Genomic DNA, 24,036 nt, shown 5'->3' on the forward strand with positions numbered 1-24,036 from the left:
CAGTGTTTGCCCAGCAACAGCGCCTCAACAGACTGTTTTCCCGCGAACATTTCTCTGCCCCGGCGCCGGCGCCAAGGCCTTGAAAACACTCGTCACGCAAAACATGGCACAGAGCCTGCAATATTCCTTTAATGCAGGAAGCATTTATAAAAAATGATTTTTTGGAAATAAGAACCTCGCCGCCTTGCCTGGAGCTCTCACATGAAACCCACCTTCCGTTTTCCCCACGTCAGGTACCTGCTCAGCGCCTGCGCCCTGGCTCTAAGCCTGCAACCGCTTGCCCAGGCCGCTGAAGCGCCACCGGCCGAAGTGCATCTGGATTACGCCTATTACTCGCCCGTGAGCCTGGTGCTCAAACACTTCGGCTATCTGGAAAAAGCCCTGCCCCAGACTAAAGTCAGCTGGGTGCTGAGCCAGGGCAGCAACCGCTCGCTGGAATACCTCAACAGCGGCGGCGTCGACTTTGCCTCCTCCGCCAGCCTCGCCGCCGTGCTGAGCCGCGCCAATGGCAGCCCGATCAAATCGGTTTACGTCTACAGCCGCGCCGAATGGACGGCATTGGTGGTGCGCAAGGATTCACCCTACAAGACCGTGGCCGATCTGAAAGGCAAAAAAATCGCCGCCACCAAGGGCACCGATCCGTACCTGTTTACCCTGCGCAGCCTGCAACACGCAGGCCTCGGCAAAGACGACGTGGAACTGGTGCATTTGCAGCACCCGGACGGTCGCACCGCGTTGGAAAAAGGTGACGTCGACGCCTGGGCCGGACTCGACCCGCACATGGCCGCGAGCCAGGTTCAGGCCGGTTCGCGGTTGCTCTATCGCAACACCGACTTCAACAGCTACGGGGTGGTCAGCGTCACCGACACCTATGCGAAAGAGCACCCGCAGACCATCGAAATCGTCCTGAAAGCGTACGAAAAGGCCCGCGACTGGGCGGTAAAAAACCCTGACGAACTGGCGAAACTGCTCGCCACCGAATCCGGTCTGCCGCTGGAAGTGGCCAAGCTGCAATTGTCGCGCACCGACCTGAGCAGCCCGCAACTGACCGCCAAGGATGTGATCGCATCCAAGGCTGCCGCTCCGATTCTGGTTTCCGAAGAACTGGTTCGTCGTGGGGTGAATGTCGATCAAGTGATCGATCAACTGATCGACACCGGTTTCAAAGAAACCGTGGCTCGTGTAGGAGCTGTCGAGTGAAACGAGGCTGCGATCTCTTGATCTTGATTCGTCGTGACCGGAGAACCCAATGACCAGCAAAAGCAAACACCTGTCCGCCCCGCTGGCATTACCCGCACTCCGACGCCCCAACAACGCCTGGAAACTCCGCCTCAAGGCCCTCGCCCTACCGGTGCTGATCATCCTGCTGCTGGAAATCGTCGTGCGCATCGGCTGGTTGCCGTCCTACCAAATGCCGGCCCCCAGCGAGATCGCGCTGACCTTGAGAGACCTCGCCGAAGGTGCGCTGTGGAAGCACATCAGCGCCAGCCTGTTGCGGGTGCTGTTGGGTTTTGCCATCGGTGCCAGTCTGGCCTTGGTGTTCGCCGCGTGGGTCGGTTTGAGCCGCGAAGCCGAAGCCTGGCTGGAGCCGACGTTCGCCGGCCTGCGTTCGATTCCGAGCCTGGCCTGGGTGCCGCTGTTGCTGCTGTGGCTGGGCATCGACGAGACCTCGAAAATCGTCTTGATCGCCATCGGCGCCTTCTTCCCGGTGTACCTCAATGGCGTCGCGGCGATCCGCGACATCGACCGCAAAATGGTAGAAGTCGGGCAGATGTACGGTTTCAGCCGAACGCGACTGGTCCGCCGAATTCTGCTGCCCGCGGCCCTGCCCGGCCTGTTCACCGGGTTGCGCAGCGGCATGAGCCTGGCCTGGATGTTTTTGGTCGCCGCCGAACTGATCGCCGCGACCAAAGGCCTGGGTTATCTGCTCAGCGACGGTCGCGAGACTTCACGCCCGGACATCGTGCTGGCGGCAATCATCGTGCTGGCGCTGCTGGGCAAACTCAGCGACGGCCTCCTCGCCGGCCTGGAGAAGCGTTTCCTCGCCTGGCGCGACACCTTCAACGGCCAAAGCGCAGAGGATTGAGCCATGACCGACCACCTGCTGGACATTCGCGTCGAGCGCAAAACCTTCGCCACCACCACCGTCCTCAAGAACATCCATCTGCAATTGCAGCCCCGGGAAGCCGTCAGCCTGCTGGGTCCCAGCGGCTGCGGGAAAAGCACGTTGTTGCGGATCATCGCCGGCCTGGAAAAGGACTTTGAGGGCGAACTGCGCAGCAGCGCCGGGGAAGTCGCTTTTGTGTTCCAGGAGCCACGACTGATGCCTTGGCTGACGGTCGAACAGAACATCGGTTTCAGCGCCGACAACCACTACGACAAAGCCTGGGTCGCGCAACTGATCGACGAAGTCGGCCTCGGGGGTTTTGCTCAAGCCCTGCCCAAAGCGCTGTCCGGCGGCATGGCGCAACGGGTGGCGATCGCTCGTGGCCTTTACTCGCGACCGCACGTGCTGCTGCTCGACGAACCTTTCAGCGCGGTGGACGCCTTCACCCGCATGAAATTGCAGGACCTGCTGCTGCAACTGGCCGAACGTCACGCCATCGCCCTGCTGCTGGTGACCCACGACGTGGATGAAGCGCTGTACCTCAGTGATCGGGTGCTGGTGATGGACAATCGCCCCAGCAGCATTCGTCAGGAGCTTGCAGTGCAACTGGTCCATCCCCGTGACCGGCGAGACCCGCTGCTGGCGCGCCTCAAGGCCTTGTCGTTGACCGAGTTGCAGCGCGCCCATGTGATCTGAGCGACTAAGCTGAAATCTCCAGCCGGAGCGCTTCAATCAGGGCTCTTCAATCACAGGATCAGCCTATGTGCGGACGCCTGTCGCAGTACCGTGGCATTCACGATTTTGTCGCGGCGCTGAGCATCCCCGACGCGTTGATCAACCACGTCGGTGATGAACCGTTGGCCCGCTATAACGCGGCGCCCACCACGCAACTCGCCCTCCTGCATTTGGAGAGCAACGGCCTGCACGCCGATTTTCAGCGCTGGGGATGGCGGCCACACTGGGCGAAGGATCGTGCGGCACCGATCAATGCGCGGGTCGAAAAAGTCGCCCACGGCCCGTTCTTCCGGACGATCTGGCCGCATCGCGCGATTGTGCCGATCGACAACTGGTTCGAATGGGTCGACGCCGGGGATTCGACGAGGCAACCGTGGCTCATCCGCCGACGGGACCAGGCGCCGATTTTATGCGCGGCGATCGGACAGTTTCCCGGCGCGGGAGGTGAGCCGCGGGCCGACGACGGTTTTGTGATCATCACTGCCGACAGCGTGGGCGGCATGCTCGACATTCATGACCGGCGTCCCGTGGTGTTGTCTGCGCAACTGGCGCGGGAATGGCTTGACCCAGCCACCCCCAAAGAGCGCGCTGAACACATGGCGCTGTTGCAGGGTGAAATCAGCGAAGTTTTCGAGTGGTACAAGGTGGACAAAGCGGTTGGCAATTCAAGAAATCAAGGCGCGGCACTGATTGATGAAACGCCCTGAACGTATCAATACGGACATAAAAGCAGGCATAAGTAACAGTTATATATACCTATTGAACACTTGATCGTTACATATGTTGTTTCATCTTAGAAACACTTGCCTTAGTTTGGTGATTTAAAGTATCAACCGCTTGTCTGACACTTCGATACATTCAGAATAACTATGGATAGCATGCGCGCCGCGTTTCCCTCGGCACTCCTCAATTGACCAAAGAGTCAATAAACCTAGAAAATCCCTACAACAACAAGCCTTGCAGAGAATCAAATTGCGCGACGATTTTACAATTAATCAAGTCGGTGGTCTGGCGTGTGTTTATCTTTCGAAGACAGAACACTGCCCGCTCGACTGTTTTATCGGGCAATACATAAAGACCCGCGACCTGGGTTCAATCCCCACCATCAGTAACCTCCTTCGTTCAACCCTCGACAGCTATCCGGGCAAACCTCCGGTAATGGTCAACGAGCTGAACGCATGGGTCGACAAAACGTTAGGTTTTCGGGCCTCCCACCCCGATTTTCTGCAGTTGGAAGACGCTTGAAACGACACGCAATTGGGCATTACGCACATTCGCTGGAATGAAGCGATCTGATTTAATAATCGCCCAATGAAAAGCCCCGCTTTGATAGCGGGGCTTTTTTGTATGTGCAGCGCGGTCAAGGTTTCAGCGGACGTTCCTGGTCGCGATCTGACAGCTCTTTACCGTCGTCGGGGTGCTTCCAGTCCGGCGTCGAACGCCTCTGCCGCTCAATCTCTTCTTCCGTGGGTTCGTCATCCACATCTTCATCCGGGTCCGGACGCTTTGGATCATTAGCCATGCTCACCTCTCTTCCTGAAGGGATCTTCTTTAAGCGTAGAACAGTTTCGACGGGAGCGATTTAGAGCCACCAGCGCAGCAAAAAGAAAAACCCCATGCTCAACAACATGCTGAGCAAGGTATTGCGGGTGTAGAGCACCAGCCCCACCGCCACCAGCGAACTGATCAGATACGGGTTGTCCCACTGCAGATTCAGCTGCTTGTCGGGCATGAACACGATCGGCCCGCAGATCGCGGTCAGCATGCCCGGTACCGCAAACCCCAGGAACTGCCGCGCATTACTGCTCAAGCGCACGGGCAGCCGAGGCTCCAGAAACACATAGCGGTTGAGGAATACCAATAGCCCCATGCCGACAATAACCGCCCAGACCATCATGTGCGTCCACCGTAGAATTTGTTGCAGATAAAGCCTGCGGTCATGCCCGCCAACCCCGACAGCACCAGCGCCGAGCCCCATTGCCAGTAGCTGAACAGCACCGAACAGAACAGCGACACCGCCACGCACACCACGGTTGGCACGTTTCGCACCACCGGGGTGATCAAGGCGATAAATGTCGCCGCGATGGAGAAGTCCAGCCCCAGATGTTCAAGCCCCGGAATGCTGCTGCCCAGCACGATGCCGGCCAACGTGAAGAGGTTCCAGGCAATGTAAAACGTCAGGCCGACACCCAACGCGTACCAGCGGTTGAACTGCTGTTTGTCATGCTGACTGGTCAGGGCGAACAGCTCGTCGGTGAGCAAAAAGCCCAACCCCACACGCCAGCGACCCGGCAACGGCGAAATCACCGAGCGCATGCTCATGCCGTAAAGCAAATGCTGGGAGGTCAGCAACAACGTGGTGAGCAGAATCGAAAAGATCCCGGCACCACCCTTGAGCATGCCGATAGCCACCAGTTGCGCCGCCCCGGCAAACACGATGCTCGACAAACCCTGGCCTTGCAGGGGCGTGAGATTGGCCTCGATGGCCATGGAGCCAGCCAACAGTCCCCAAGGCGCGGTCGCCAGGGACAACGGCATGATCGCCGCAGCGCCGCGAAGAAAAGCACTGCGCGGCATGAGTGAATTGGACATAACGCTCTACAACCAGGGAAAGACCTCTGACTGTGCCAGCAGTCATGACCGAAGGCTTGAACAATCTTGCGCACTTGTTCTGCGAACTTGTTCCGCGAATGTGTTCCATTCATCAAGCACAACGGCAGGATGCGTGCGGAGCTCGCTGATTTTCGCGATTGACAAAAACCGCGCCAGCTTTTAAAACTGAGCGCCTCATTCAGGGTGTAAGCAAGTATGTCCGCAACCTTCAACCTCAACAGTGTCGTCATTGGCTTGAATGCCAAGGCGCAAGGTTGCGTTGCGCACGCCCTCAAATCGAAGAAACAGTCGCTCATGTGACCGGGGCGCGCTGTCCCGTCAGATGAGCTGACAGGACATTGAGCGCGACGGACACCCTCCCCTTGCTTACTGCCTTCTACGCTTCTGACGGTGACGAAATCGGTCAACCTTCAGGAGTACGTGCATGTCATCGTTTCAAGGTATCTGGGTTCCTCTCGTTACGCCGTTTCGCAACGGTGCGATCGATTTCGTCGGCTTGCGCCGGCTGGTCAGTCATCTGCTGGAAAAAGGCGTCGATGGCGTTGTGGTCTGCGGCACCACGGCGGAAGCGGCGGCACTGAGCAAACATGAGCAACTGGCGGTGCTCGATGCGGTGCTGGCGCAGGTGCCGGCGGAACGGGTGGTCATGGGCCTGGCCGGCAACAATATGACCGAGCTGCTGCAATTTCAGAGCGAAATCCTGAAACGTCCACTGGCCGGTTTACTGGTACCGCCGCCGTATTACATCCGCCCTTCCCAGGCGGGCCTCGAAGCGTTTTACAAAACCGTCGCCGATGCCTCCAGCGTTCCGCTCATTCTTTACGACATCCCTTACCGCACCGGCGTGGCGTTCGAGCAGGCAACCCTGCTCAATATCGTCGCCCATGAGCGAATCGTCGCGATCAAGGATTGCGGCGGTAATCAGGCCAGCACCCTGGCACTGCTCGCCAGTGGCAAAGTCGATGTGCTGTGCGGCGAAGATAACCAGATCTTCAGCGCCTTGTGTCTGGGCGCAAAAGGCGCGATTGCCGCTTCGGCGCACGTTCATCCCGAGCTGTTCGTGGCGTTGTATCAACAGATCCGCGACAACCAGTTAGCGGCCGGTCGAGCGACATTCTTCCAACTGCTGCCGCTGATTCACAGCCTGTTCATCGAACCCAATCCCGCCCCGGTGAAAACCGCCCTGGCCCTCGAAGGCTTGATCGGCGACGAACTGCGCGCGCCGATGCAACGCAGCGGCGAAGCCATGGTGGTGCGTCTGAAGGAAGTGCTCTCAGCGTTGAACAGCAACAATCGATAGAGCGCCAGCAACCAGCCCGAGTACCATGGAGCGATTCGCATAACGCGTCAGGGAGTCGACATGCTGTACCGAATCGCCGCCGACGGGCTGGTGCTGTTTCATCTGTTGTTCATTCTGTTCGTGCTGTTCGGCGGGCTGCTGGTGCTCAAATGGCGCCCCCTGATCTGGTGGCACCTGCCCGCGGCTGCGTGGGGGGTGTCGGTGGAAGTCTTCCACCTGAGCTGCCCGCTGACCGAGTGGGAAAACCTGATGCGCCACGCGGCCGGGCAAACCGGCTATGGCGGCGGTTTCATCGAACATTACGTGTGGCCGGTCATTTACCCGGCAAGCCTGACGCCGGCGATTCAGCTGGGACTGGGCAGCGTGGTGCTGACGATCAACGTGCTGGTCTACCTTCGGTTGATCAGGCTGTGGCAGCGCCCAACGGGCGCGTAGATACCGTCTTGAACCTCACCGGGCAAGCGCAAGTTTCGGGTCAAATGGTTGGCCCGATTTGAGCACGCCGTAACGAAGGCATTGCTCCGGGGGCCCGCCGCCATTAGCCATCCATGGCCGGGGGCGGCAGATCTGAAGCCAAAGCAACAGCAACGGCAAGATCAAAAGATCGCAGCCTCGCTTCGCTCGACAGCTCCTACAGGGAAATGCGTTTACTTGAAGCCAGGCCGGCCGGTTGGCCGCCTCGCTTTGGCGTTTGCGGTGCACGCCCCTCGAGAGGCCGAGCGTCAGGGGCAAGAGCCCTTGGTTACTTGGGGCTCTTCCAAGTGACCCGCTGTAAAAGCGGAACCGTCAGTCGCCGAGACCGCAGAAACGGATATGTACACGATCAACAAATTACCCAGTGACCGATTTGTTTGAATTCAGTTGGCAATAACGCTCATGTTCCGGCCGCTGGCCTTGGCCACGTAAAGCGCCTTGTCGGCGGCCCCCACCAAGTCATCGGGCTGGGCCTGGGACGCCGGATCATAAGCGGCGACCCCCAGGCTGACCGTCACCGTGCCTTCAGCCCCTTGACTGTGCTCGATGCCGGCCAGCTGAACCGCGCGACGGATTTTTTCCGCCACCATAAACGCCCCCACGTAGTCGGTCCCCGGCAGTACCACCGCAAACTCTTCGCCGCCATAGCGTGCAGCCAGGTCACCGGGGCGCTTGATGTTGTCCCTGATGATCGTGCTGATGTTGCGCAAACACACATCGCCGGCCACATGGCCGTAAAGATCATTAAAGCTCTTGAAGTGATCGACATCGAGCATCAGCAGCGCGAGGTGGGTCTGGTTGCGCCTGGCGCGGCCCATTTCGGCAAGGATGAACAGATCGAACTGACGCCGGTTGGAAAGCCCGGTCAGGGCATCCTCCAGGGCCAGCAACTCAAGACTGCGGTTGACCTCGATCAGTTTTTCCTGCGTATCCAGCAATACGCTCTGCACGTGATTCTGCTGCGTCATGAGGCGAATGAGGCGATAACCGACTATTCCCAGAAACCCCAGAAACAACGAGACGATGCCGGCACTCAGCATGACTTCCTCTCGCCAGCTGGCCAGGACTTCATCTTTGTTCAGCGCAGCAAAGACGATCAGCGGATAACCGTCGACCCTGCGAAATCCGACCACACGCTCGACCCCATCCACATAGGAGGGGACCGTTGCCGTACCTGAATCGCCCTTGGGCAACAGTTTCGTAAACAGCGGCCCCTTGGCGATGCTGATGCCGACTTCAGCTTCTTTGAACGGCCGGCGAACGACGATAGTGGCGTCGTCGGCGATCAGGTTGATCACGCCGTTACCACCCATGTCGATGCTGTTGTAGCGCGCAAGGAAGTGGCTGAGATAGATGCTTGCCAGCGCCACGCCGGCAAAGCTGCCATCCGGATGATTGATCCGGCGGGAAACCGTCATGACCCATTCACCGCTCGAACGGCTCTTGATCGACGGGCCAATGTGAGGCCCACGATCGGGATGATCACGATGGAAGATGAAGTATTCGCGGTCGGCATTGTTGGCATTGGGCAGGGCGGCGTGGTTGGAATTGGCAATCCAGCGCCCTTCTTCATCATAAACGAACAACCCATGGAGCTGGCTCAGCTCGCTGCGCTGGGCACTGAGCAAACGCTCCAGCCGGGGTACCCGGGCCGGGTCGATGCCGTCGTTTTCGAGGCGATCCACCAGGGTAAACAGCAGCGTATCGGCTTGCTTGATCGACGCCTGCGCTTGCGAGGCCAGGGTCTGCGCAAGGTTGGACATCACCACTTCCTTGTCACGCAGGTGGTACTGGCGCGAGCTCCAGGCTTCCCAAATCACGATAGCCGTCATGGACAGGCACACCGCAATCAGCAGAAACACCGCAGAACGGACCTTGAGCGTTGCCCCGACCTGCTCGGCTACCAAAGGAATGCCGTGGCGGGCTTGTTCAATTCGATCTTTAACGGACGGATGACCCATGACGCTCCCTGAATCCTGACCCCATGGCGAATCTTCCCGTTCGCCCTTTTTATGACCCCTGGCGGGTATGAGCCGCCTGGTGCCAGGCGACTATGCCTCATCAAACACCCGATAGGGTAGATCTACGCGAGAAGTATTCGCACGGCTATCTCGACAAAAGGGCGGGTGTTTTGCGCTACTTGAGGCTTCCCGCCAGAAACTGCTGCAGCCGCTCGCTGCCAGGCTTATCCAGAACAGTAGACGGTGCCCCTTGTTCTTCAACCCGCCCCTGATGCAAAAACATGACGTGGTTCGACACCTGTCGGGCAAACGCCATTTCATGGGTGACCACCACCATCGTCCGGCCCTCTTCGGCCAGCTGCTGCATGACTTTGAGTACCTCGCCCACCAGCTCGGGGTCCAGGGCGGAAGTCGGTTCGTCGAACAGCATCACTTGCGGCTCCATGGCCAGCGCGCGAGCAATGGCGACGCGCTGCTGCTGGCCGCCGGACAGATGGACCGGATACTGGGCCTCGACTTTTGCCGGCAAACCCACCTTCGAGAGGTAGTGACGCGCCCGCTCCAGCGCCTCCGACCGACCGACACCCAGCACGCTCATCGGACACTCGATGATGTTTTCCAGCACCGTCATGTGGCTCCACAGATTGAAGTGCTGGAACACCATCGACAGCTTGCTGCGCATGCCCTGCAACTGCCCGGGATCGACCGCACACAAATCGCCCCGTGAATTCTTGCGGGTGAGCAGTTCTTCGGCATTCACGATGATGCGCCCGGCTGACGGTTGTTCGAGATGATTGATACAGCGCAGGAAGGTACTTTTCCCCGACCCCGAAGAGCCGATGATGCTGATCACGTCACCCGCCCTGGCCTTGAGTGAAACCCCCTTCAAGACTTCATGGCTGCCGTAGTTCTTATGCACATCTTCAACGATCAATTTATACATTCGAGCATGTCCAGTGAGGGGTCAGTGCGTCCGCGGTTTGAGGTAGGCCAGCCAATGCAGTTCACCGCGACGAAACAGCCAGATCAGGAAAAACGCGCTGCCGGCATACAACACCCCGGCGATTCCGAACGCGGCAAAGGAGGCATAGGTGGCCGAATTGACGTCCCGGGCAATCTTCAGCAAATCGGGGACCGTGGCGGTAAACGCCACCGAGGTGGAATGCAGCATCAGAATCACTTCGTTGCTGAAAAATGGCACGGCCCGGCGCAACGCCGACGGCAAAACAATTCGGCGATAGAGGGTGAACCGACTCATTCCGTAGGCCCTGGCGGCCTCGATTTCGCCGTGAGGGGTCGCTCTGATGGAGCCGGCAAAAATTTCGGTCATGTAGGCACAGGTATTGAGCCCGAACGCCAACACCGTGCAGTTGAACCCGTCACGGAAAAACGCGTTGAGAAAATCCTGGGATCGAACCACATGCAAGCTGTACACGCCGGTGTAGAAAAACAGCAGCTGGATGTACAACGGGGTGCCGCGAAACACGTAGGTGTAGCACCAGACCGGCAAACGAATCAGCGGGTTGCGGCTGACGCGGGCAATCGACAACGGCACCGCGAGCAGGAAGCCCATCACCACCGACAGAATGAGCAGCCACAAGGTCACCGCCAACCCGGAAAAGTGTGGCCCGTCACTCCACAAATAAGCCTGCCAGTAGTTTTCGAGAATGTCGGTCATAGCGCAGCCTTCCTGACACCCACCGAGTAGCGGTGCTCAAGCCACATCAAGACAACGTTGGAAACCGTGGTAATGGCGAGGTAGATCAGGCCGCCGACCAGCGTGAAATAGAAGAACTGCATCGAGCCCTTGCCCGCATCCTGCGTGGCTTTGATGACATCGGTCAGGCCGATGATCGATACCAGCGCGGTCGACTTGATCAACACCTGCCAGTTGTTGCCAATGCCCGGCAGTGCGTGACGGAGCATTTGCGGAAACAGGACTTTGCGAAAGGTTTTCCCCCGACTCATACCGTGGGCCCTCGCCGCCTCGATCTGGCCGGCCGGGACCGCCTGGAAGGCGCCGCGAAACGTCTCGGTAAAGTAAGCCCCGTAGATGAATGCCAGGGTAATGACACCGGCCAGAAACGGATCGATGTCGATCTGAGCGATGCCCAGCCAGTCGGTCATCCGGTTGAGCAGCATTTGCAGGCTGAAGAACAGCAACAGCATGATCACCAGGTCCGGCATGCTGCGAATCACCGTCGTATAACCGGTGGCCAGCGTTCGCAACATGCGGTTGGAGGACAACTTGGAACTGGCGCCGATCAGCCCTGCCAGGACCGCGATCAACAGTGACCATAACGCCAGTTTGATTGTGGCCAGGGTGCCCAGCAGAATCTGCGGGCCAAAGCCTTCCAGAAGCATTTCACTCTCCTTGTTCTTATTAGGTTGAGGTGAAGGGGGATGCTGCAACCGAGCGGTCAGGCGAGCGCTCGGTTTCAGTGATCGAAGGGGGCGTTACTTCGCACCGTAGACGTCGAAATCGAAGTACTTTTTATTGATCCGCGCGTAAGTGCCGTTGGCCAGAATCGTCGCCAGGGCCTTGTTCAAGTCTTCGCGCAACTCGACATCGCTTTTGCGCAAGCCAATGCCGTCACCCACGCCGAAAAAGGCCGGGTCATCCAGGGTCGCGCCGGCAAATTCATAGTCCTTGCCCTGCGCTGTGTTGAGGAACCCGTAGCTTGCCTGGATGGCGCCCTGCAACGAGGCATCGAGTCGGCCCACCACCAGGTCCGCATACACCTGGTCCTGATTTTGATAAGAGAGAACATCGATGCCCTTCGAACCCCAGACGGCTTTGGCATACGCCTCCTGAGTCGAACCCTGCTCGACGCCAATGCGTTTGCCCTTGAGCGATTCGAGGGTGGGCAGCAGGCCCGATCCACGCTTGACGACCAACCGGGCCGGTGCATTGGAGACCTTGTCGGTGAACGCAATCTGCTCCAGACGCTTGGGCGTCACGGTCATCGACGACGCCACCGCATCGAACTTGCGCGCCAGCAGCGCCGGGATCATGCCGTCCCAGCTGCTTTCCACCCAAATGCACCGGGCCTTCAGCTCGGCACAGAGCGCCTCGGCGATGTCGACACCGAAGCCGGTCAGCGTGCCATCCTGATTCTTGTATTCCAGCGGTGGATACGTGGGGTCGACCCCCAGTTTCAGGACTTTGCCAGACCAATCGGCCGCGCCGGCCAGCCCCGTGGCCGTCAACACCACCAGAGAAACAGCCGCAATCATCTTGTTCATTATTTTCTTCCTCTCAGACCGCAGATTTTTTACCCGCATGACGCTCGAAAACACGACGCCTCAACTCAGAAAACCCTCGACCAACTTGACCCAGTAACTCGCCCCGATCGGCAGGCAAGCATCATTGAAGTCGTAGCCGGGGTTGTGCAACAGACACCCGCTGTCCCCGTCGCCGTTGCCGATCACCAAGTAACTGCCGGGGCATTTTTCGAGGATGAACGCAAAGTCCTCACTCGCGGTGAAGGGCCGCAGGTCGTCGATCAGCCGCCCTTCTCCCAACCATTCACGCGCGACCTCTCGGGCAAACGCGGTGGGCTCGGGGTGGTTAATCAACACCGGATGACAATGCTGGTAATCGATTTGAGCCCGAGCGCCGAAACTGGCCGCCTGGCCGTTGACCAATTCGGTAATTCTGACTTCGAGCAAGCGGCGAACCTCGGGCGTCAGTGCGCGCACGCTCAGGCTCATCTCGGCGCTGGACGGAATGACGTTCGAAGCACTTCCGGCATGAAGGGAGCCCACCGTGATAATCGCCATTTCCTGTGGATTGACGTTGCGCGACACAATGCTTTGCAGGGCGATCACGATCGACGAACAGACCACCACCGGATCGATCGCCTTGTGCGGCACCGCGCCATGCCCCCCGTTGCCGATGATTTTGATGTTCACCGTGTCGGCAGACGCCATGAACGGGCCGCTGTAGAACCCCAGATGCCCGACGGGATAACCAGGCACGTTGTGCATGGCAAAGATCGCGTCACACGGGAACCGTTCGAGCAAGCCCTCCTCAAGCATTTTCCGGGCCCCGCCCAGCCCCTCTTCGGCCGGTTGAAAAATCAGGTTCACAGTGCCGTTGAACGCCCGGGTCTGCGCCAGGTATTTAGCGGCCGTCAGCAGCGTTGCCGTATGGCCATCGTGACCGCAGGCGTGCATGACGCCCTCGATCCGGCTGGCGTAGGGCAAACCGGTGGTTTCCTGAATCGGCAGTGCATCCATGTCGGCGCGCAAACCGATGGACCGCCCCTTGCCATTTTTCAGGGTAGCGACGACGCCGGTCTTGCCTACACCCGTGCTGACCTCAAACCCCCACTGCGTCAAACACGCTGCAACCCGCTCGCTGGTGGCGAATTCTTCAAAGCCCAACTCAGGGTGCGCATGGATGCTGTGACGCAACGCGATCATTTCTTCTTGCATCGCTGCAATACCAGGCAGGACGGGGTCGGCGATCATTGTTGTATTCCTTCGATAAGACCTGAGCGGTTGCTGAGTCGGATCTTAGGGAACGGGCTCTGGGCTGGGGAGGCCCAGTTTGGTTATGATGACAACCATCGGTTGTCACTAGGGTGAGCGGATGAAACTCCATCAATTACAAGCACTGATTGCCAGCGCCGAAACCGGCAGCATCCGCGCCGCCGCGCGTTCGCTGGACATCTCCCAGGCCGCCGTGACCAAAGCGCTGCGCGAACTGGAAACCAGTCAGCAGTTACCGCTGTTCACCCGAACCCCCAGCGGCCTTAACTTCACCGAATACGGAAAAGTCTTGCTGACCCACGCCCGGCTCGTGATCAAGCAACTCGAGCATGCGCAAACCGAGCTCGATCACCTGCGTGGCAAGGCCCAGGGGCGGCTCTGTGTCGGGGTTACGCCCTGGATCGCCCTGACTTTCTTGCCCGACGTGGTTCTGGCGTTTCGCGAGCGAATGCCGGAGATCCGCCTGGAGCTGTACGAAAGCCTGATGGCCGTGGCCCAGCCGTTGTTGCGCGATGGCAGCATGGATTTTGCGATCGGCCAGCTGCACCCCGCGCAATCAACCCAGGAGTTTGCCTGCCAAACCTTGCTCGATTACCAGACGTCGGTGCTGGTCCGTCAGGGCCATGCTCGGCAGGGCGCTCGGTCAATCCATGAGTTGCTGGAGCAGAACTGGACGCTGAACTACGCGCCCGATGGACACGATGGGCTGATGCAGGAATTGTTCTGGAAACACGGCGCGCAGATCGATGAGAACCGAATTGTTCGCGCCCATTCACTGGCCATTTTGCAGATGATGGTCGAGCGGGCCGACATGTGTACCTGGGGCCCGTCCATCGTGAGCATCGCCCCGCCCTTCCTCGGCCGCGTGGTTGCCCTGGACCTGGTCGAGCAGTTCGAACCCCGGCAGCTGAGCATCGTGACACGACGCAATGGCTCGCTGAGCAATCCGGCACTGTGCTTTACCGATTGCCTGTTGCAGGTCATTCGGCGCCATGCCCGCTCGGCCAAAAAGGAAGACAGGGAACTCTTTGAAACCCTGCGTCTAAGGGTTTGAAACGGTCAGGCGCGCACTTGCTTCACGGCCTCGATCCAGGCCGGATTCAATTGCGTCTGTTCGGTGTCGATGCCCAGCGCTTCCATCCGCGTCTTGTGCTGATCCATCTCGCGGTTCAATTGGCTGTAATCACTGGAGTTGCCGTCCAACTCGTGCATCTGGCTCAACCCCAGATGATAGAAACGCAGCAGCTTCATGGCCGTCGGATCCTCCTTCTCCACCGCCGCCGTCACCTGATGCATGACGTTGGTAATGCTCATCAAACTGCGCTTGAGCTGCCAGCCGTAAACCGCCGGGGCCATCCATGGCTGGGTCCAGAACGTGCCGCGCATCAGTGCGGCCATCAGCAGCACCGCCACAAACACGCCACCGACGTTAAATCGCAGATTGTCGCCGTCGGGCTCACCGAACAGCGCCACCGCCACGGTGGAGAGCACCATCGCCAGGGCCAGGAAAATCAGGGCTATGATCACTGTGCTGCGTCGCGTCTGGCTTCGATAGTGTTCGGGGTTCTGCGGCTGTATTTCGAACATCGCGACGGGTTTCCTTGAGGGCATGGGTAAAAAGACTGCGGGGCATTATCGCCTCTGCAGGGGATTTAGCTATGCTGGGGCTGCTTTTCATCTTTTCATCGTCAAACGGGGAAATGGCGATACAGCGCAGTTCGTGCCATCTTCTTTCATGGATACATACTATTCGGATGCCAGTTGACTGTATGAATGGCATCGTTTTAAGGATCATTGAATGACCCAACGACAAGTAATCAACGCCTCGGTCAGCCCAAAAGGCAGCCTGGAAACCCTTTCTCAACGTGAAGTACAGCAACTGAGCGAAGCCGGATCCGGCAGCACCTACACCTTATTCCGCCAGTGCGCCCTGGCCATCCTCAATACCGGCGCCCATGTTGATAACGCCAAAACCATCCTCGAAGCCTACAAGGACTTCGAAATCCGCATTCACCAGCAGGACCGCGGCGTACGCCTGGAACTGCTGAACGCCCCGGCCGACGCTTTCGTCGATGGCGAAATGATCGCCAGCACCCGGGAAATGCTCTTCAGCGCCCTGCGCGACATCGTCTACACCGAAAACGAACTCGACGCCCAGCGCATCGACCTGAGCTCCTCTCAGGGCATCAGCGACTACGTCTTCCACCTGCTGCGCAACGCCCGCACCCTGCGCCCCGGCGTCGAGCCGAAGATCGTGGTGTGCTGGGGCGGCCACTCGATCAACACCGAAGAATACAAATACACCAAGAAAGTCGGCCACGAACTGGGCCTGCGCAGCCTCGACATCTGCACCGGTTGCGGCCCCGGCGTGATGAAAGGCCCGATGAAAGGCGCGACCATCGCCCACGCCAAGCAGCGTATCCACGGCGGCCGCTACCTCGGTTTGACCGAGCCAGGCATCATCGCCGCCGAAGCGCCAAACCCGATCGTCAACGAACTGGTGATCCTGCCGGACATCGAAAAACGTCTGGAAGCCTTCGTCCGCGTCGGCCACGGCATCATCATTTTCCCGGGCGGCGCCGGCACGGCCGAAGAGTTCCTGTACCTGCTCGGCATCCTGATGCACCCGGACAATGCCGGCCTGCCCTTCCCCGTGGTCCTCACCGGACCGAAACATGCCGCACCGTATCTGGAGCAACTGGACGCGTTTGTCGGCGCCACGTTGGGTGAAGCCGCAAAACAACATTACGAGATCATCATCGACGACCCGGCTGAAGTCGCGCGTCAAATGACTCAAGGCCTTAAAGCGGTCAAACAGTTCCGCCGCGAGCGCAACGACGCGTTCCATTTCAACTGGCTGCTGAAGATCGACGAAGGCTTCCAGCGCCCGTTCGATCCGACCCACGAAAACATGGCCAACCTGAAACTGAGCCGCAACCTGCCGGCCCACGAACTGGCCGCCAACCTGCGCCGTGCGTTCTCCGGCATCGTCGCCGGCAACGTCAAGGACAAGGGCATCCGCCTGATCGAAGAGCACGGGCCGTACCAGATCCGTGGTGATGCAGCCGTCATGCAGCCGCTGGATCAACTGCTCAAAGCCTTCGTCGCCCAACACCGGATGAAACTGCCGGGTGGCGCGGCTTATGTGCCTTGTTATCAGGTGGTTGCGTAACATTGTTCAAGTAAACACTGTAAAGATCGTTCCCACGCTCCCGCGTGGGAATGCCTCAACGGACGCTCTGCGTTCGGCTTCGGAAGGGACGCGGAGCGTCCCGGGCTGCATTCCCACGCAGAGCGTGGGAACGATCAGCTTCGGCTCGCTGCCTTCTATGGAAAGAGAATTTTTGATGCGCCAACGTAACGCAGCACGACTTCTTGTGATCAATCCCGCCCGTCAGGTCTTGCTGTTTCGCTTCCAGCACAAGGGCGATGCCTTGGACGGACGCGACTATTGGGCCACACCGGGTGGCGGTCTTGAGGAAGGTGAAAGCTTTGAAGCCGCCGCCATACGCGAATTGCATGAAGAAACCGGACTGCTTGTCGGTGCGGTGGGCACTAGCGTGGCAGAGCGCAGCTTTACGATGATGTTGCCCAGCGGCGAAACCGTCTTGTCCGTGGAACGCTACTTCGTCATCCGCACCGATGGAGAACAACTGACGCGTGATGGCTGGACGGCCGATGAAGCCCAGGTGATGACTGAACACAAATGGTGGTCAATCGCCGAGTTGAAAGAAACCGCTGAAACAGTCTGGCCAGAAAACCTGATCCAAATGATGGAGCAGGCCTGACCAGTGCCAGATGAGTAACAAAAATCTAATAAAGATCGTTCCCACGCTCCCGCGTGGGAACGATCATGCCTCAAAATCTCAGAGGTGATCCGCGTCGATCACTGCCTTGGCAAAGGCCTGCGGATCTTCCTGCGGCAAGTTGTGGCCGATGCCGCCGTTGATCAGTCGGTACTCATATTTGCCGGTGAAGCGCTTGGCATAATCCTCGGCAGCCGGATGCGGCGCCCCGTTAGCGTCACCTTCCATCGTGATGGTCGGCACCGTTATGGCCGGGGCCTTGGCCAGCCGCTGTTCCAGCGCTTCGTATTGAGGCTCGCCCTGAACCATGCCCAACCGCCAGCGATAGTTGAAGATGGTGATTGCGACATGGTCAGGGTTTTCCAGGGCGGCAGCACTGCGGTCGAAAGTGGCGTCGTCGAAGGTCCATTTCGGGGAGGCCAGCTCCCAGATCAACTTGGCGAAGTCGTGGCGGTTTTTTTCGTAACCGGTCTGGCCGCGTTCGGTAGCGAAGTAGAACTGGTACCACCATTGCAGCTCGGCCTTGGGCGGCAACGGATTCTTGCCGGCGGCCTGATTGCCGATGAGGTAACCGCTGACGGAGACCAGCGCCTCTACCCGCTCCGGCCAGAGCGCCGAGACGATGTCCGCCGAGCGCGCGCCCCAATCGTAACCGCCGAGCACCGCCTTCTTGATCTTGAGCGCATCCATGAAGTCGATGACGTCACTGGCCAGCGCGGCGGGCTGGCCGTTGCGAACAGTCTTGTCGGACAGGAAATGCGTGTCGCCGTAGCCCCGTGCATACGGGATCAGCACCCGGTAACCCTTGGCCGCCAACAAAGGCGCCACGTCGCTATAGCTGTGAATGTCGTAGGGCCAACCGTGCAAAAGAATCACCACCGGGCCATCGGCGGGGCCGACTTCGGCGTAAGCCACGTTCAGCAACCCGGCGTTGACATGTTTCAGCGGACCGAACGAGTCCGCCTTCAGGGTGCCGGCGCTGGCCACCGCGGGCTCTGGCGTCGCGGTTTGCGCATTGGCAGCCCCCAGGGCACCCAACTGCATCAGCGCGAAAGCGAGGACCGAAGGGCCAAAGAAACGACGACGTGAGTCGTTTTTTTTGCTCAACACATTCATCTTCATGGTGATTTCCCTGGAAGTCATTGGCCGGGTGTTTTGGACGATGAGAGTCAGCCATCGCGGGTGGGTGAGCAGACTGCGCGTTCGTCGGTTTCGGCAGCGATGAGCGTAGTGAAAAGATCAACCGCCCTGATTGCCGCACTCTGCGAACTTGCTGTAATCGACGACTTTTTGCGTGCCGCTGGAATCGAGGTAGGTCAGGCGGGCGTCGACAATGCCGCAATTGCCGCCGCCGTTGTCGACGATGGAAACCACTTTCTTGATATCCAGGTGGGTGCCGTGAGAAGTTGTCTGCGACGGCGTTTGAACATCGGCATGGGCCGAAAACGCTGCAACGTTCAGGACCGCGAAGAAGCTGGCGGCAATCAGTGTGTTCCAGTTCATGGTGATTTCCTCAGGGTTGCAATGGGCGGTGGCGGCGAGGCAAGTCGTCTTGTCTCGATGGAACCCATTTAATCGGCCCGAGGTATCTGCCATGTGTCGTAAAACCAGGCGTATTAAGGCATAAGGTGTCACAAAGGGCGCCAGATACAGTGCGATACAAAGCGAATAACAAGAGGCTTGAGCGATGGACCATGTGAACCACATCCTGATCGTCGACGACGACCGGGAGATTCGCGAGCTGGTCGGCAATTACCTGAAAAAGAACGGGCTGCGCACCACCGTGGTCGCCGATGGCCGGCAGATGCGCAGTTTTCTGGAAACCAATCAGGTGGACCTGATCGTGCTGGACATCATGATGCCCGGCGATGACGGCTTGCTGCTGTGCCGCGAATTGCGCTCGGGCAAACACAAAGCCACACCAATCCTGATGCTCACCGCACGCAATGACGAAACCGATCGCATCCTCGGCCTGGAAATGGGCGCCGACGACTACCTGACCAAACCCTTCGCCGCCCGCGAGTTGCTGGCACGGATCAACGCCGTGCTGCGCCGTACGCGGATGCTGCCGCCCAACCTGCTGATCACCGAAACTGGCCGATTGCTGGGTTTCGGTCGCTGGCGCCTGGACACCACCGCCCGGCACTTGCTCGACGAAGACGGCACGATGGTGGCCCTCAGTGGTGCCGAATACCGCTTACTGCGCGTGTTCCTCGATCACCCGCAACGGGTGCTCAGCCGTGACCAGTTGCTCAACCTGACCCAAGGCCGCGACGCCGACCTGTTCGACCGCTCGATTGATTTGCTGGTGAGCCGTCTGCGCCAACGGCTGAAGGATGACTCGCGGGAATCGACCTACATCAAAACCGTGCGCAGCGAAGGCTACGTGTTCTCCTACCCGGTGGAATTGCTCGGCGCAGAATCATGAAGCTTTCCCTCAGCAGAACCTGAGGAGCGTTTTTCATAGGGTTTTGTATCCCTCTGTATAAGAACCCGCGACAGATACGCAGACCCCGATTTCGGCGTGTTCGAGCACACATCACCGATACACCCGAGCGTTTAACTGTGATCACCGGATAGCAGCAGCTACCGACCCACTCAAACTAAACGCACGGAGAATCACCCATGTTCAACTTCTCGAAAGTCTCGTCCCTGGCACTCGGTCTGGCGCTGGTAGGTGGTCTCGGCCTGTCGAACCTGGCGTCGGCCAAACCCGTTAGCGCTGTATCCCACAGCCAGACCCGGCAACTGCTGGTGGAAGGTGGTTCGGATCGGCTGCAACAGAACCGCGTGGCTGAAGGCGGTGCCGACCGTCTGCAAGAACTGCGCGAACGTGTGGCCTCGGTCAGCCCGAGCAATGCAGTACGCGGCGGTGTGGTCGTAGCTGAAAACCGTCCTGAATTCGGTTCGAAATATCAGCGGTATTGATTGCCCGTAGACTGACACCCCCAAAAGCCCGCCCCCCGGGCTTTTTTTGCTGCGCACGCCGATACCCATAATTCCTGAGATCTGACGCAAAAGCCCGATCGTCTGGAACAACTCAAGCAGCGCTGGCTCAACGACAGCACACCCCGCTGACGGCGGATCAACGCTCTCGATAACAACTATGTGTCAGGGTGTTTTTTCATCACGACGCTCCAGCTCTACAGTGGCCACATCTTCTCCCCACTCTCTGGAGCAACATCATGAAAAGCATCCTTGGTCTTGGTTTCGCCCTGTCGGTTCTTGGCGCTACATCCGCCATCGCCGCCCCACATGCCACCTCGCAAGTCGTTGCTGCGGCTAAAGTCAGCCAACCCGCCACACTGAACGTGAACACCGTCGGCGTTGATCACAAAGACAGCCAGGCGAGCAAACTCTACGTCGCTGAAAACCGCCCTGAGTTCGGTTCGAAGTATCAGCGTTATTGATCAACGGCTTTGAGCTGCTTGAAACAGGAAACCCCGGGTAGATCTGATCTATCCGGGGTTTCTTGTTTTTGGTGAGGGGCCGATGGAGGTAGTCACAGGTTGACGGACAGGCTCAGGGCGTGAGGGGGCGGTGCATCAAGATCAAAAACTGCAGGCGAGCTAACACTCGGCCAGTTAAGTGGTGAAGAGCGAAAGTTGGACGCCGATCTGCTTTATGTGGGAGCGAGCCTGCTCGCGAAGCTTTTGATCTTGCCGTTGCCGTTGCCGTTGCTTTGGCTTTTGATCTGCCCGCCCCTTCGGCAGGCCGAGTGAAGGTGTTCATCAGGGGGTTAGGCACGTAGCGCCGTGCGGCGAAGCCGCACACATCGAGAGGAGGTCGTCGCGAAGCAGACCGGAGGCGATGCCCCCTGATGGACACCGTAGCGAGGGAACACTGAGCCTTAGCGAAGTGCCGTACGCCGGGGCGAAGCCTTTTGCTTACTTTTCGGCGTCTGGAAAAGTGAGTCGCTGTAAAAGCCGTTACCCCAGCAACGGATATGTACCCCAACCCAAACCCAAACCCAAACAACCATCACCGCAAAAGCAGCGATGTTACCAGGCGAGCCGCCAACGCCTTGGCCTGACTCGCCACATCGGTCACCGCCGTGCTTTCCCACCACATCCCACGCAACGGTGGTCCCATCGCAAACAATCGACTAGCGATATGTCCATCGGCGCCCAGCACCCCACCGTCGATGGCCGCCGCAATCCCCAGCGCTAACGGCCCCGGCCGGACAAGTCCGCGCGCCAGCAATTGCTGTGGCAACGGCCGCGCTACCCGTCGCCAGTCATATTCGATGCCACTGGAGTTGATCAACGCCGCGCCACTGACAATGGTGATTTCTGATTCACCACGACGCCGAATGCGAATGCTCACTGCTCCGCCCACTGAAGGTTCCAGCCCTTTGAACGACGCCGCCTGAATCCGCAACCGCCCTTCCTTGTGCAAGCGTTCCACCAACTCTGCACTCAACGGCGGCGAGCGGTGGTGGTGACTTTCCCACCACGGCCGCACATGTCGCACAAACTGCCGACGCTGCACGTCCGTCGCCTGATTCCACAAGCGGCCGATATGCGCCCGCACGGTGTCGAGCGGCGCCTGCCAGTCGATGCCTTGAGCGATGGCGTCCCGGCAATGCCGACGCAGTTCGCGCACCAGCTGACGTGGGGTACGAATGCTCTGATCCTCGGCAAGAAAATCTACCCAGGCCGGTGGCTGTCGACGCACGTGAGGCAGCAAGCCATGACGGGAAAACACTTCGATCGGCCCGCGATGCCCGGCCTGTTCCAGCGACACCACGGCATCGACCATGGTCAGGCCCGAACCGATGATCAGCACGGTCGACTGCGGATCGAGTTGTTGCATGGCGGCGACATCCCACGGATCAAGCGCAGCGGCGTTCAAGCCGCTGGACTCGGTCTGTGGCGTGCGCGCAGCGGGAAACATCCCCGTCGCCAACACCGCATAAGCGCCCTGCAAGCACTGCCCGTCACTCAACGTCAGCAGCACCGAATCGTCCCGGGTTTGCAGGTCAACCACCTCGGCCTGGACATGCTCGACCGTTGACCCGTTCACCGCCCCCACCGCTTGCGCTTCAGACAGGCGCTGCTGAACGTACAGACCGAAAATCCCCCGCGGTGGGAACAATTCGCTGACCGGCACATGTTGCTCGTCAGACTCCGGCCAGCCGCCGGCCGCGATGTACTCGGTCAGCCATTGGGTCAGGTCGTCGGCGTTGTCCGGGTCGACGCTCATGCGCGCCGCATTGCCGTTGAGCGTATGGCTCAACTCGACCGCGCTGTAAGCCTCGCCCCGTCCCAGTTCGGCGCGGGGTTCGATCACCAGCACCTGGCGTTTGCCCGGTAGGCGTAGCAACTGCGCCGCCAGCATTGCGCCGCTGAGGCCACCGCCGACGATCAGGATGTCTGCGTGGCGGATGGCGTCGGTCGCCTGGCCGCTTTGGATTTCAGTCATGGCGCTCTCACTGGTCAGTATTTCGTCACATTAATGTTTTGCTCGGCAATCAGGAAGCTCCAGGTAAACATCTGACTTGCAGGATGAAATCAGTCGAGCTCATGCGGTGTCCCGTTTGAATTCGGATAGCCAGGCAGGCATTGGTTGGGCCTCGGGGGGGCGCGTGGCTTGCCAGATGAAATGCAGGTTGTGGAAGCCCAGCAGTCGGCGAACGCGGTTCTTGATCAGCCGTTGCAGGCCTTTTTCCGGGTGGGCGATGGCCCAATCGCAGAGGCGTCGACGCCAGGTGCCTTGGGGCGCGAGGCGGCTGTCGATCTCGGCGGCCAGCAGTTGCAAGCGCTCGGCCGATAACAGCAACCCCGAGGGCGCCACTTCACGACGGTCGCGGCTGGCGCTGCCGGGGCTTTCCGGGAAGGCCAGGGTTTGGCCGCGGCTCAGCCATTGTTCGAATAAAACGCTGAGGCCGGCCTGCCATTGGGTGCCCTCTTCGCTCCACAATGGCTTGCCATGCGCCCAACGGTTGAAGCGTTGCGGGGGTTCGACCGGGCCGAGCAGATCAGCGAAGTTCAGCAGCGATTGGCCTTGGTTGAGCCAGAGTTGTTGGGGCTGTCGGCCTTGGACAAACGCGTGAGTGGGACGGCTGCGACACAGGGTTTTATGCAGTGACTCAGGGTCGAGGTTGTCCGGCAGCGTCAGCAGTTCACCGCCGATGTGCTGCGCGGCCAGGGCCAGTAGCAACAGATTCGGTTCGAAGGCGCCGCTCAACGCCAGACGCGATGCTTCGGTGAAACCTTGTTGGCGCAAGCCATCGGCCAATCGCTCGACATCGCGCAAGGCATCGATCCAGCGCCAGACAAACCATTGACCGTGGCGCTTGTGCCGCAAGGCCGGTTGCAACGGACTGACCTGGGCCCAGTGGCGCAATTGCTCCAGGGCCAGGGGCGCCTTGACCCGCCACTCGGCGGTGTCCGCGATCGGCGGACGTTTGAGTTCGTGCACGCTCATTGGCTTACCTCTTATCCTGATCGTTCCCACGTCGAGGCGTCGAACCGTCCGCGTGGGAATGCCGCCATGGACGCTCCGCGTCCGCTTTGGACGCTGGGACGCGGAGCGTCCCGA

General features: G+C 59.5%; 27 protein-coding genes. 13 read left to right on the forward strand and 14 right to left on the reverse strand.

Annotated features, from left to right (window positions below; genetic code table 11):
- Positions 1-201 precede the first annotated feature (201 nt).
- The 5 genes from ACYZT5_RS12205 (at position 202) to ACYZT5_RS12225 (ending at position 4,087) form a co-directional block, all read left to right on the forward strand.
- Complete coding sequence (locus ACYZT5_RS12205; protein ID WP_462051322.1) at positions 202-1,200, forward strand: aliphatic sulfonate ABC transporter substrate-binding protein; 999 nt, start codon at positions 202-204, stop codon at positions 1,198-1,200.
- 49 nt (positions 1,201-1,249) lie between these two features.
- The gene (locus tag ACYZT5_RS12210; RefSeq protein ID WP_462051323.1) at positions 1,250-2,086 is read left to right on the forward strand and encodes an ABC transporter permease; all 837 of its coding nucleotides are present in this window, start codon (positions 1,250-1,252) and stop codon (positions 2,084-2,086) included.
- A 3-nt stretch (positions 2,087-2,089) separates the two neighbouring features.
- Positions 2,090-2,803, forward strand: a complete 714-nt coding sequence (locus ACYZT5_RS12215; protein ID WP_462051324.1) for an ABC transporter ATP-binding protein — start codon at positions 2,090-2,092, stop codon at positions 2,801-2,803.
- A gap of 65 nt (positions 2,804-2,868) precedes the next feature.
- Positions 2,869-3,549, forward strand: coding sequence for an SOS response-associated peptidase (locus ACYZT5_RS12220; RefSeq protein WP_462051325.1), 681 nt, complete (start codon positions 2,869-2,871; stop codon positions 3,547-3,549).
- 265 nt (positions 3,550-3,814) lie between these two features.
- Positions 3,815-4,087 carry a hypothetical protein gene (locus ACYZT5_RS12225; RefSeq protein WP_462051326.1) on the forward strand — a complete coding sequence of 91 codons (273 nt, stop codon included), beginning with the start codon at positions 3,815-3,817 and terminating at the stop codon, positions 4,085-4,087.
- 115 nt (positions 4,088-4,202) lie between these two features.
- Here the strand turns inward: ACYZT5_RS12225 and ACYZT5_RS12230 are convergent, their stop codons facing one another.
- From ACYZT5_RS12230 to ACYZT5_RS12240, 3 genes are read right to left on the reverse strand one after another with little or no spacing between them, the layout of a single operon-like run.
- Entirely contained in the window at positions 4,203-4,364 is a 162-nt protein-coding gene (locus tag ACYZT5_RS12230) for a hypothetical protein (RefSeq protein ID WP_165353281.1), read from the reverse strand.
- Between the two features lie 60 nt (positions 4,365-4,424).
- On the reverse strand, positions 4,425-4,736 hold the full coding sequence (locus tag ACYZT5_RS12235) for an AzlD domain-containing protein (protein ID WP_165934021.1): 312 nt from the start codon (positions 4,734-4,736) through the stop codon (positions 4,425-4,427).
- A complete protein-coding gene (locus ACYZT5_RS12240; protein ID WP_462051327.1) occupies positions 4,736-5,434 on the reverse strand; it encodes an AzlC family ABC transporter permease in 699 nt (232 codons plus the stop codon). The genes ACYZT5_RS12235 and ACYZT5_RS12240 overlap by 1 nt, the downstream gene beginning before the upstream one ends.
- A gap of 445 nt (positions 5,435-5,879) precedes the next feature.
- Here ACYZT5_RS12240 and dapA point away from each other — a divergent pair, with 445 nt between their 5' ends.
- Both dapA and ACYZT5_RS12250 read left to right on the forward strand, forming a co-directional pair.
- Positions 5,880-6,755, forward strand: a complete 876-nt coding sequence (gene dapA, locus ACYZT5_RS12245; RefSeq protein ID WP_462051328.1) for a 4-hydroxy-tetrahydrodipicolinate synthase — start codon at positions 5,880-5,882, stop codon at positions 6,753-6,755.
- Between the two features lie 60 nt (positions 6,756-6,815).
- On the forward strand, positions 6,816-7,190 hold the full coding sequence (locus ACYZT5_RS12250; RefSeq protein ID WP_462051329.1) for a DUF2784 domain-containing protein: 375 nt from the start codon (positions 6,816-6,818) through the stop codon (positions 7,188-7,190).
- A gap of 422 nt (positions 7,191-7,612) precedes the next feature.
- On the opposite strand, the gene ACYZT5_RS12255 is transcribed toward ACYZT5_RS12250, so the two are convergent.
- From ACYZT5_RS12255 to ACYZT5_RS12280, 6 genes are all read right to left on the reverse strand, one after another.
- A complete protein-coding gene (locus tag ACYZT5_RS12255; protein ID WP_462051330.1) occupies positions 7,613-9,190 on the reverse strand; it encodes a sensor domain-containing diguanylate cyclase in 1,578 nt (525 codons plus the stop codon).
- A 175-nt stretch (positions 9,191-9,365) separates the two neighbouring features.
- The gene (locus ACYZT5_RS12260) at positions 9,366-10,133 is read right to left on the reverse strand and encodes an ABC transporter ATP-binding protein (protein WP_462051331.1); all 768 of its coding nucleotides are present in this window, start codon (positions 10,131-10,133) and stop codon (positions 9,366-9,368) included.
- Positions 10,134-10,154: 21 nt separating this feature from the next.
- Complete coding sequence (locus ACYZT5_RS12265) at positions 10,155-10,868, reverse strand: ABC transporter permease (protein ID WP_462051332.1); 714 nt, start codon at positions 10,866-10,868, stop codon at positions 10,155-10,157.
- A complete protein-coding gene (locus tag ACYZT5_RS12270; RefSeq protein ID WP_462051333.1) occupies positions 10,865-11,554 on the reverse strand; it encodes an ABC transporter permease in 690 nt (229 codons plus the stop codon). Before ACYZT5_RS12270 ends, ACYZT5_RS12265 begins: the two co-directional genes overlap by 4 nt.
- 93 nt (positions 11,555-11,647) lie before the next feature.
- Positions 11,648-12,436, reverse strand: a complete 789-nt coding sequence (locus tag ACYZT5_RS12275; RefSeq protein ID WP_462051334.1) for an ABC transporter substrate-binding protein — start codon at positions 12,434-12,436, stop codon at positions 11,648-11,650.
- Between the two features lie 60 nt (positions 12,437-12,496).
- On the reverse strand, positions 12,497-13,666 hold the full coding sequence (locus ACYZT5_RS12280) for a M20 aminoacylase family protein (protein ID WP_462051335.1): 1,170 nt from the start codon (positions 13,664-13,666) through the stop codon (positions 12,497-12,499).
- 121 nt (positions 13,667-13,787) lie between these two features.
- Between ACYZT5_RS12280 and ACYZT5_RS12285 the strand changes: the two genes are divergently transcribed.
- Positions 13,788-14,741, forward strand: a complete 954-nt coding sequence (locus ACYZT5_RS12285) for a LysR family transcriptional regulator (protein ID WP_462051336.1) — start codon at positions 13,788-13,790, stop codon at positions 14,739-14,741.
- A gap of 5 nt (positions 14,742-14,746) precedes the next feature.
- Here ACYZT5_RS12285 and ACYZT5_RS12290 read toward each other — a convergent pair whose 3' ends face one another.
- A complete protein-coding gene (locus tag ACYZT5_RS12290) occupies positions 14,747-15,274 on the reverse strand; it encodes a DUF3087 domain-containing protein (RefSeq protein WP_462051337.1) in 528 nt (175 codons plus the stop codon).
- 211 nt (positions 15,275-15,485) lie between these two features.
- On the opposite strand from ACYZT5_RS12290, the gene ppnN reads away from it, so the two are divergent.
- On the forward strand, positions 15,486-16,859 hold the full coding sequence (gene ppnN / locus ACYZT5_RS12295; RefSeq protein WP_462051338.1) for a nucleotide 5'-monophosphate nucleosidase PpnN: 1,374 nt from the start codon (positions 15,486-15,488) through the stop codon (positions 16,857-16,859).
- A gap of 175 nt (positions 16,860-17,034) precedes the next feature.
- Entirely contained in the window at positions 17,035-17,475 is a 441-nt protein-coding gene (locus ACYZT5_RS12300) for an NUDIX hydrolase (RefSeq protein ID WP_462051339.1), read from the forward strand.
- A gap of 78 nt (positions 17,476-17,553) precedes the next feature.
- Here the strand turns inward: ACYZT5_RS12300 and ACYZT5_RS12305 are convergent, their stop codons facing one another.
- Positions 17,554-18,615, reverse strand: coding sequence for an alpha/beta fold hydrolase (locus ACYZT5_RS12305; RefSeq protein WP_462051340.1), 1,062 nt, complete (start codon positions 18,613-18,615; stop codon positions 17,554-17,556).
- Between the two features lie 117 nt (positions 18,616-18,732).
- The gene (locus ACYZT5_RS12310; protein ID WP_462051341.1) at positions 18,733-18,996 is read right to left on the reverse strand and encodes a DUF2790 domain-containing protein; all 264 of its coding nucleotides are present in this window, start codon (positions 18,994-18,996) and stop codon (positions 18,733-18,735) included.
- 184 nt (positions 18,997-19,180) lie between these two features.
- Here ACYZT5_RS12310 and ACYZT5_RS12315 point away from each other — a divergent pair, with 184 nt between their 5' ends.
- From ACYZT5_RS12315 to ACYZT5_RS12325, 3 genes are all read left to right on the forward strand, one after another.
- Positions 19,181-19,921 (forward strand): response regulator, encoded by a 741-nt coding sequence (locus ACYZT5_RS12315; RefSeq protein WP_462051342.1) that lies wholly within the window; start codon positions 19,181-19,183, stop codon positions 19,919-19,921.
- Between the two features lie 197 nt (positions 19,922-20,118).
- Positions 20,119-20,421, forward strand: a complete 303-nt coding sequence (locus tag ACYZT5_RS12320) for a phage infection protein (protein WP_462051343.1) — start codon at positions 20,119-20,121, stop codon at positions 20,419-20,421.
- A 257-nt stretch (positions 20,422-20,678) separates the two neighbouring features.
- The gene (locus ACYZT5_RS12325; protein WP_462051344.1) at positions 20,679-20,903 is read left to right on the forward strand and encodes a hypothetical protein; all 225 of its coding nucleotides are present in this window, start codon (positions 20,679-20,681) and stop codon (positions 20,901-20,903) included.
- 571 nt (positions 20,904-21,474) lie between these two features.
- Here ACYZT5_RS12325 and ACYZT5_RS12330 read toward each other — a convergent pair.
- Together ACYZT5_RS12330 and ACYZT5_RS12335 are read right to left on the reverse strand one after the other, a co-directional pair.
- Positions 21,475-22,917, reverse strand: coding sequence for an FAD/NAD(P)-binding protein (locus ACYZT5_RS12330; RefSeq protein WP_462051345.1), 1,443 nt, complete (start codon positions 22,915-22,917; stop codon positions 21,475-21,477).
- Between the two features lie 99 nt (positions 22,918-23,016).
- Positions 23,017-23,922 carry an AMP-binding protein gene (locus ACYZT5_RS12335; protein ID WP_462051346.1) on the reverse strand — a complete coding sequence of 302 codons (906 nt, stop codon included), beginning with the start codon at positions 23,920-23,922 and terminating at the stop codon, positions 23,017-23,019.
- Between the last annotated feature and the right edge of the window lie 114 nt (positions 23,923-24,036).

Source organism: Pseudomonas sp. LB3P14, assembly GCF_054898045.1.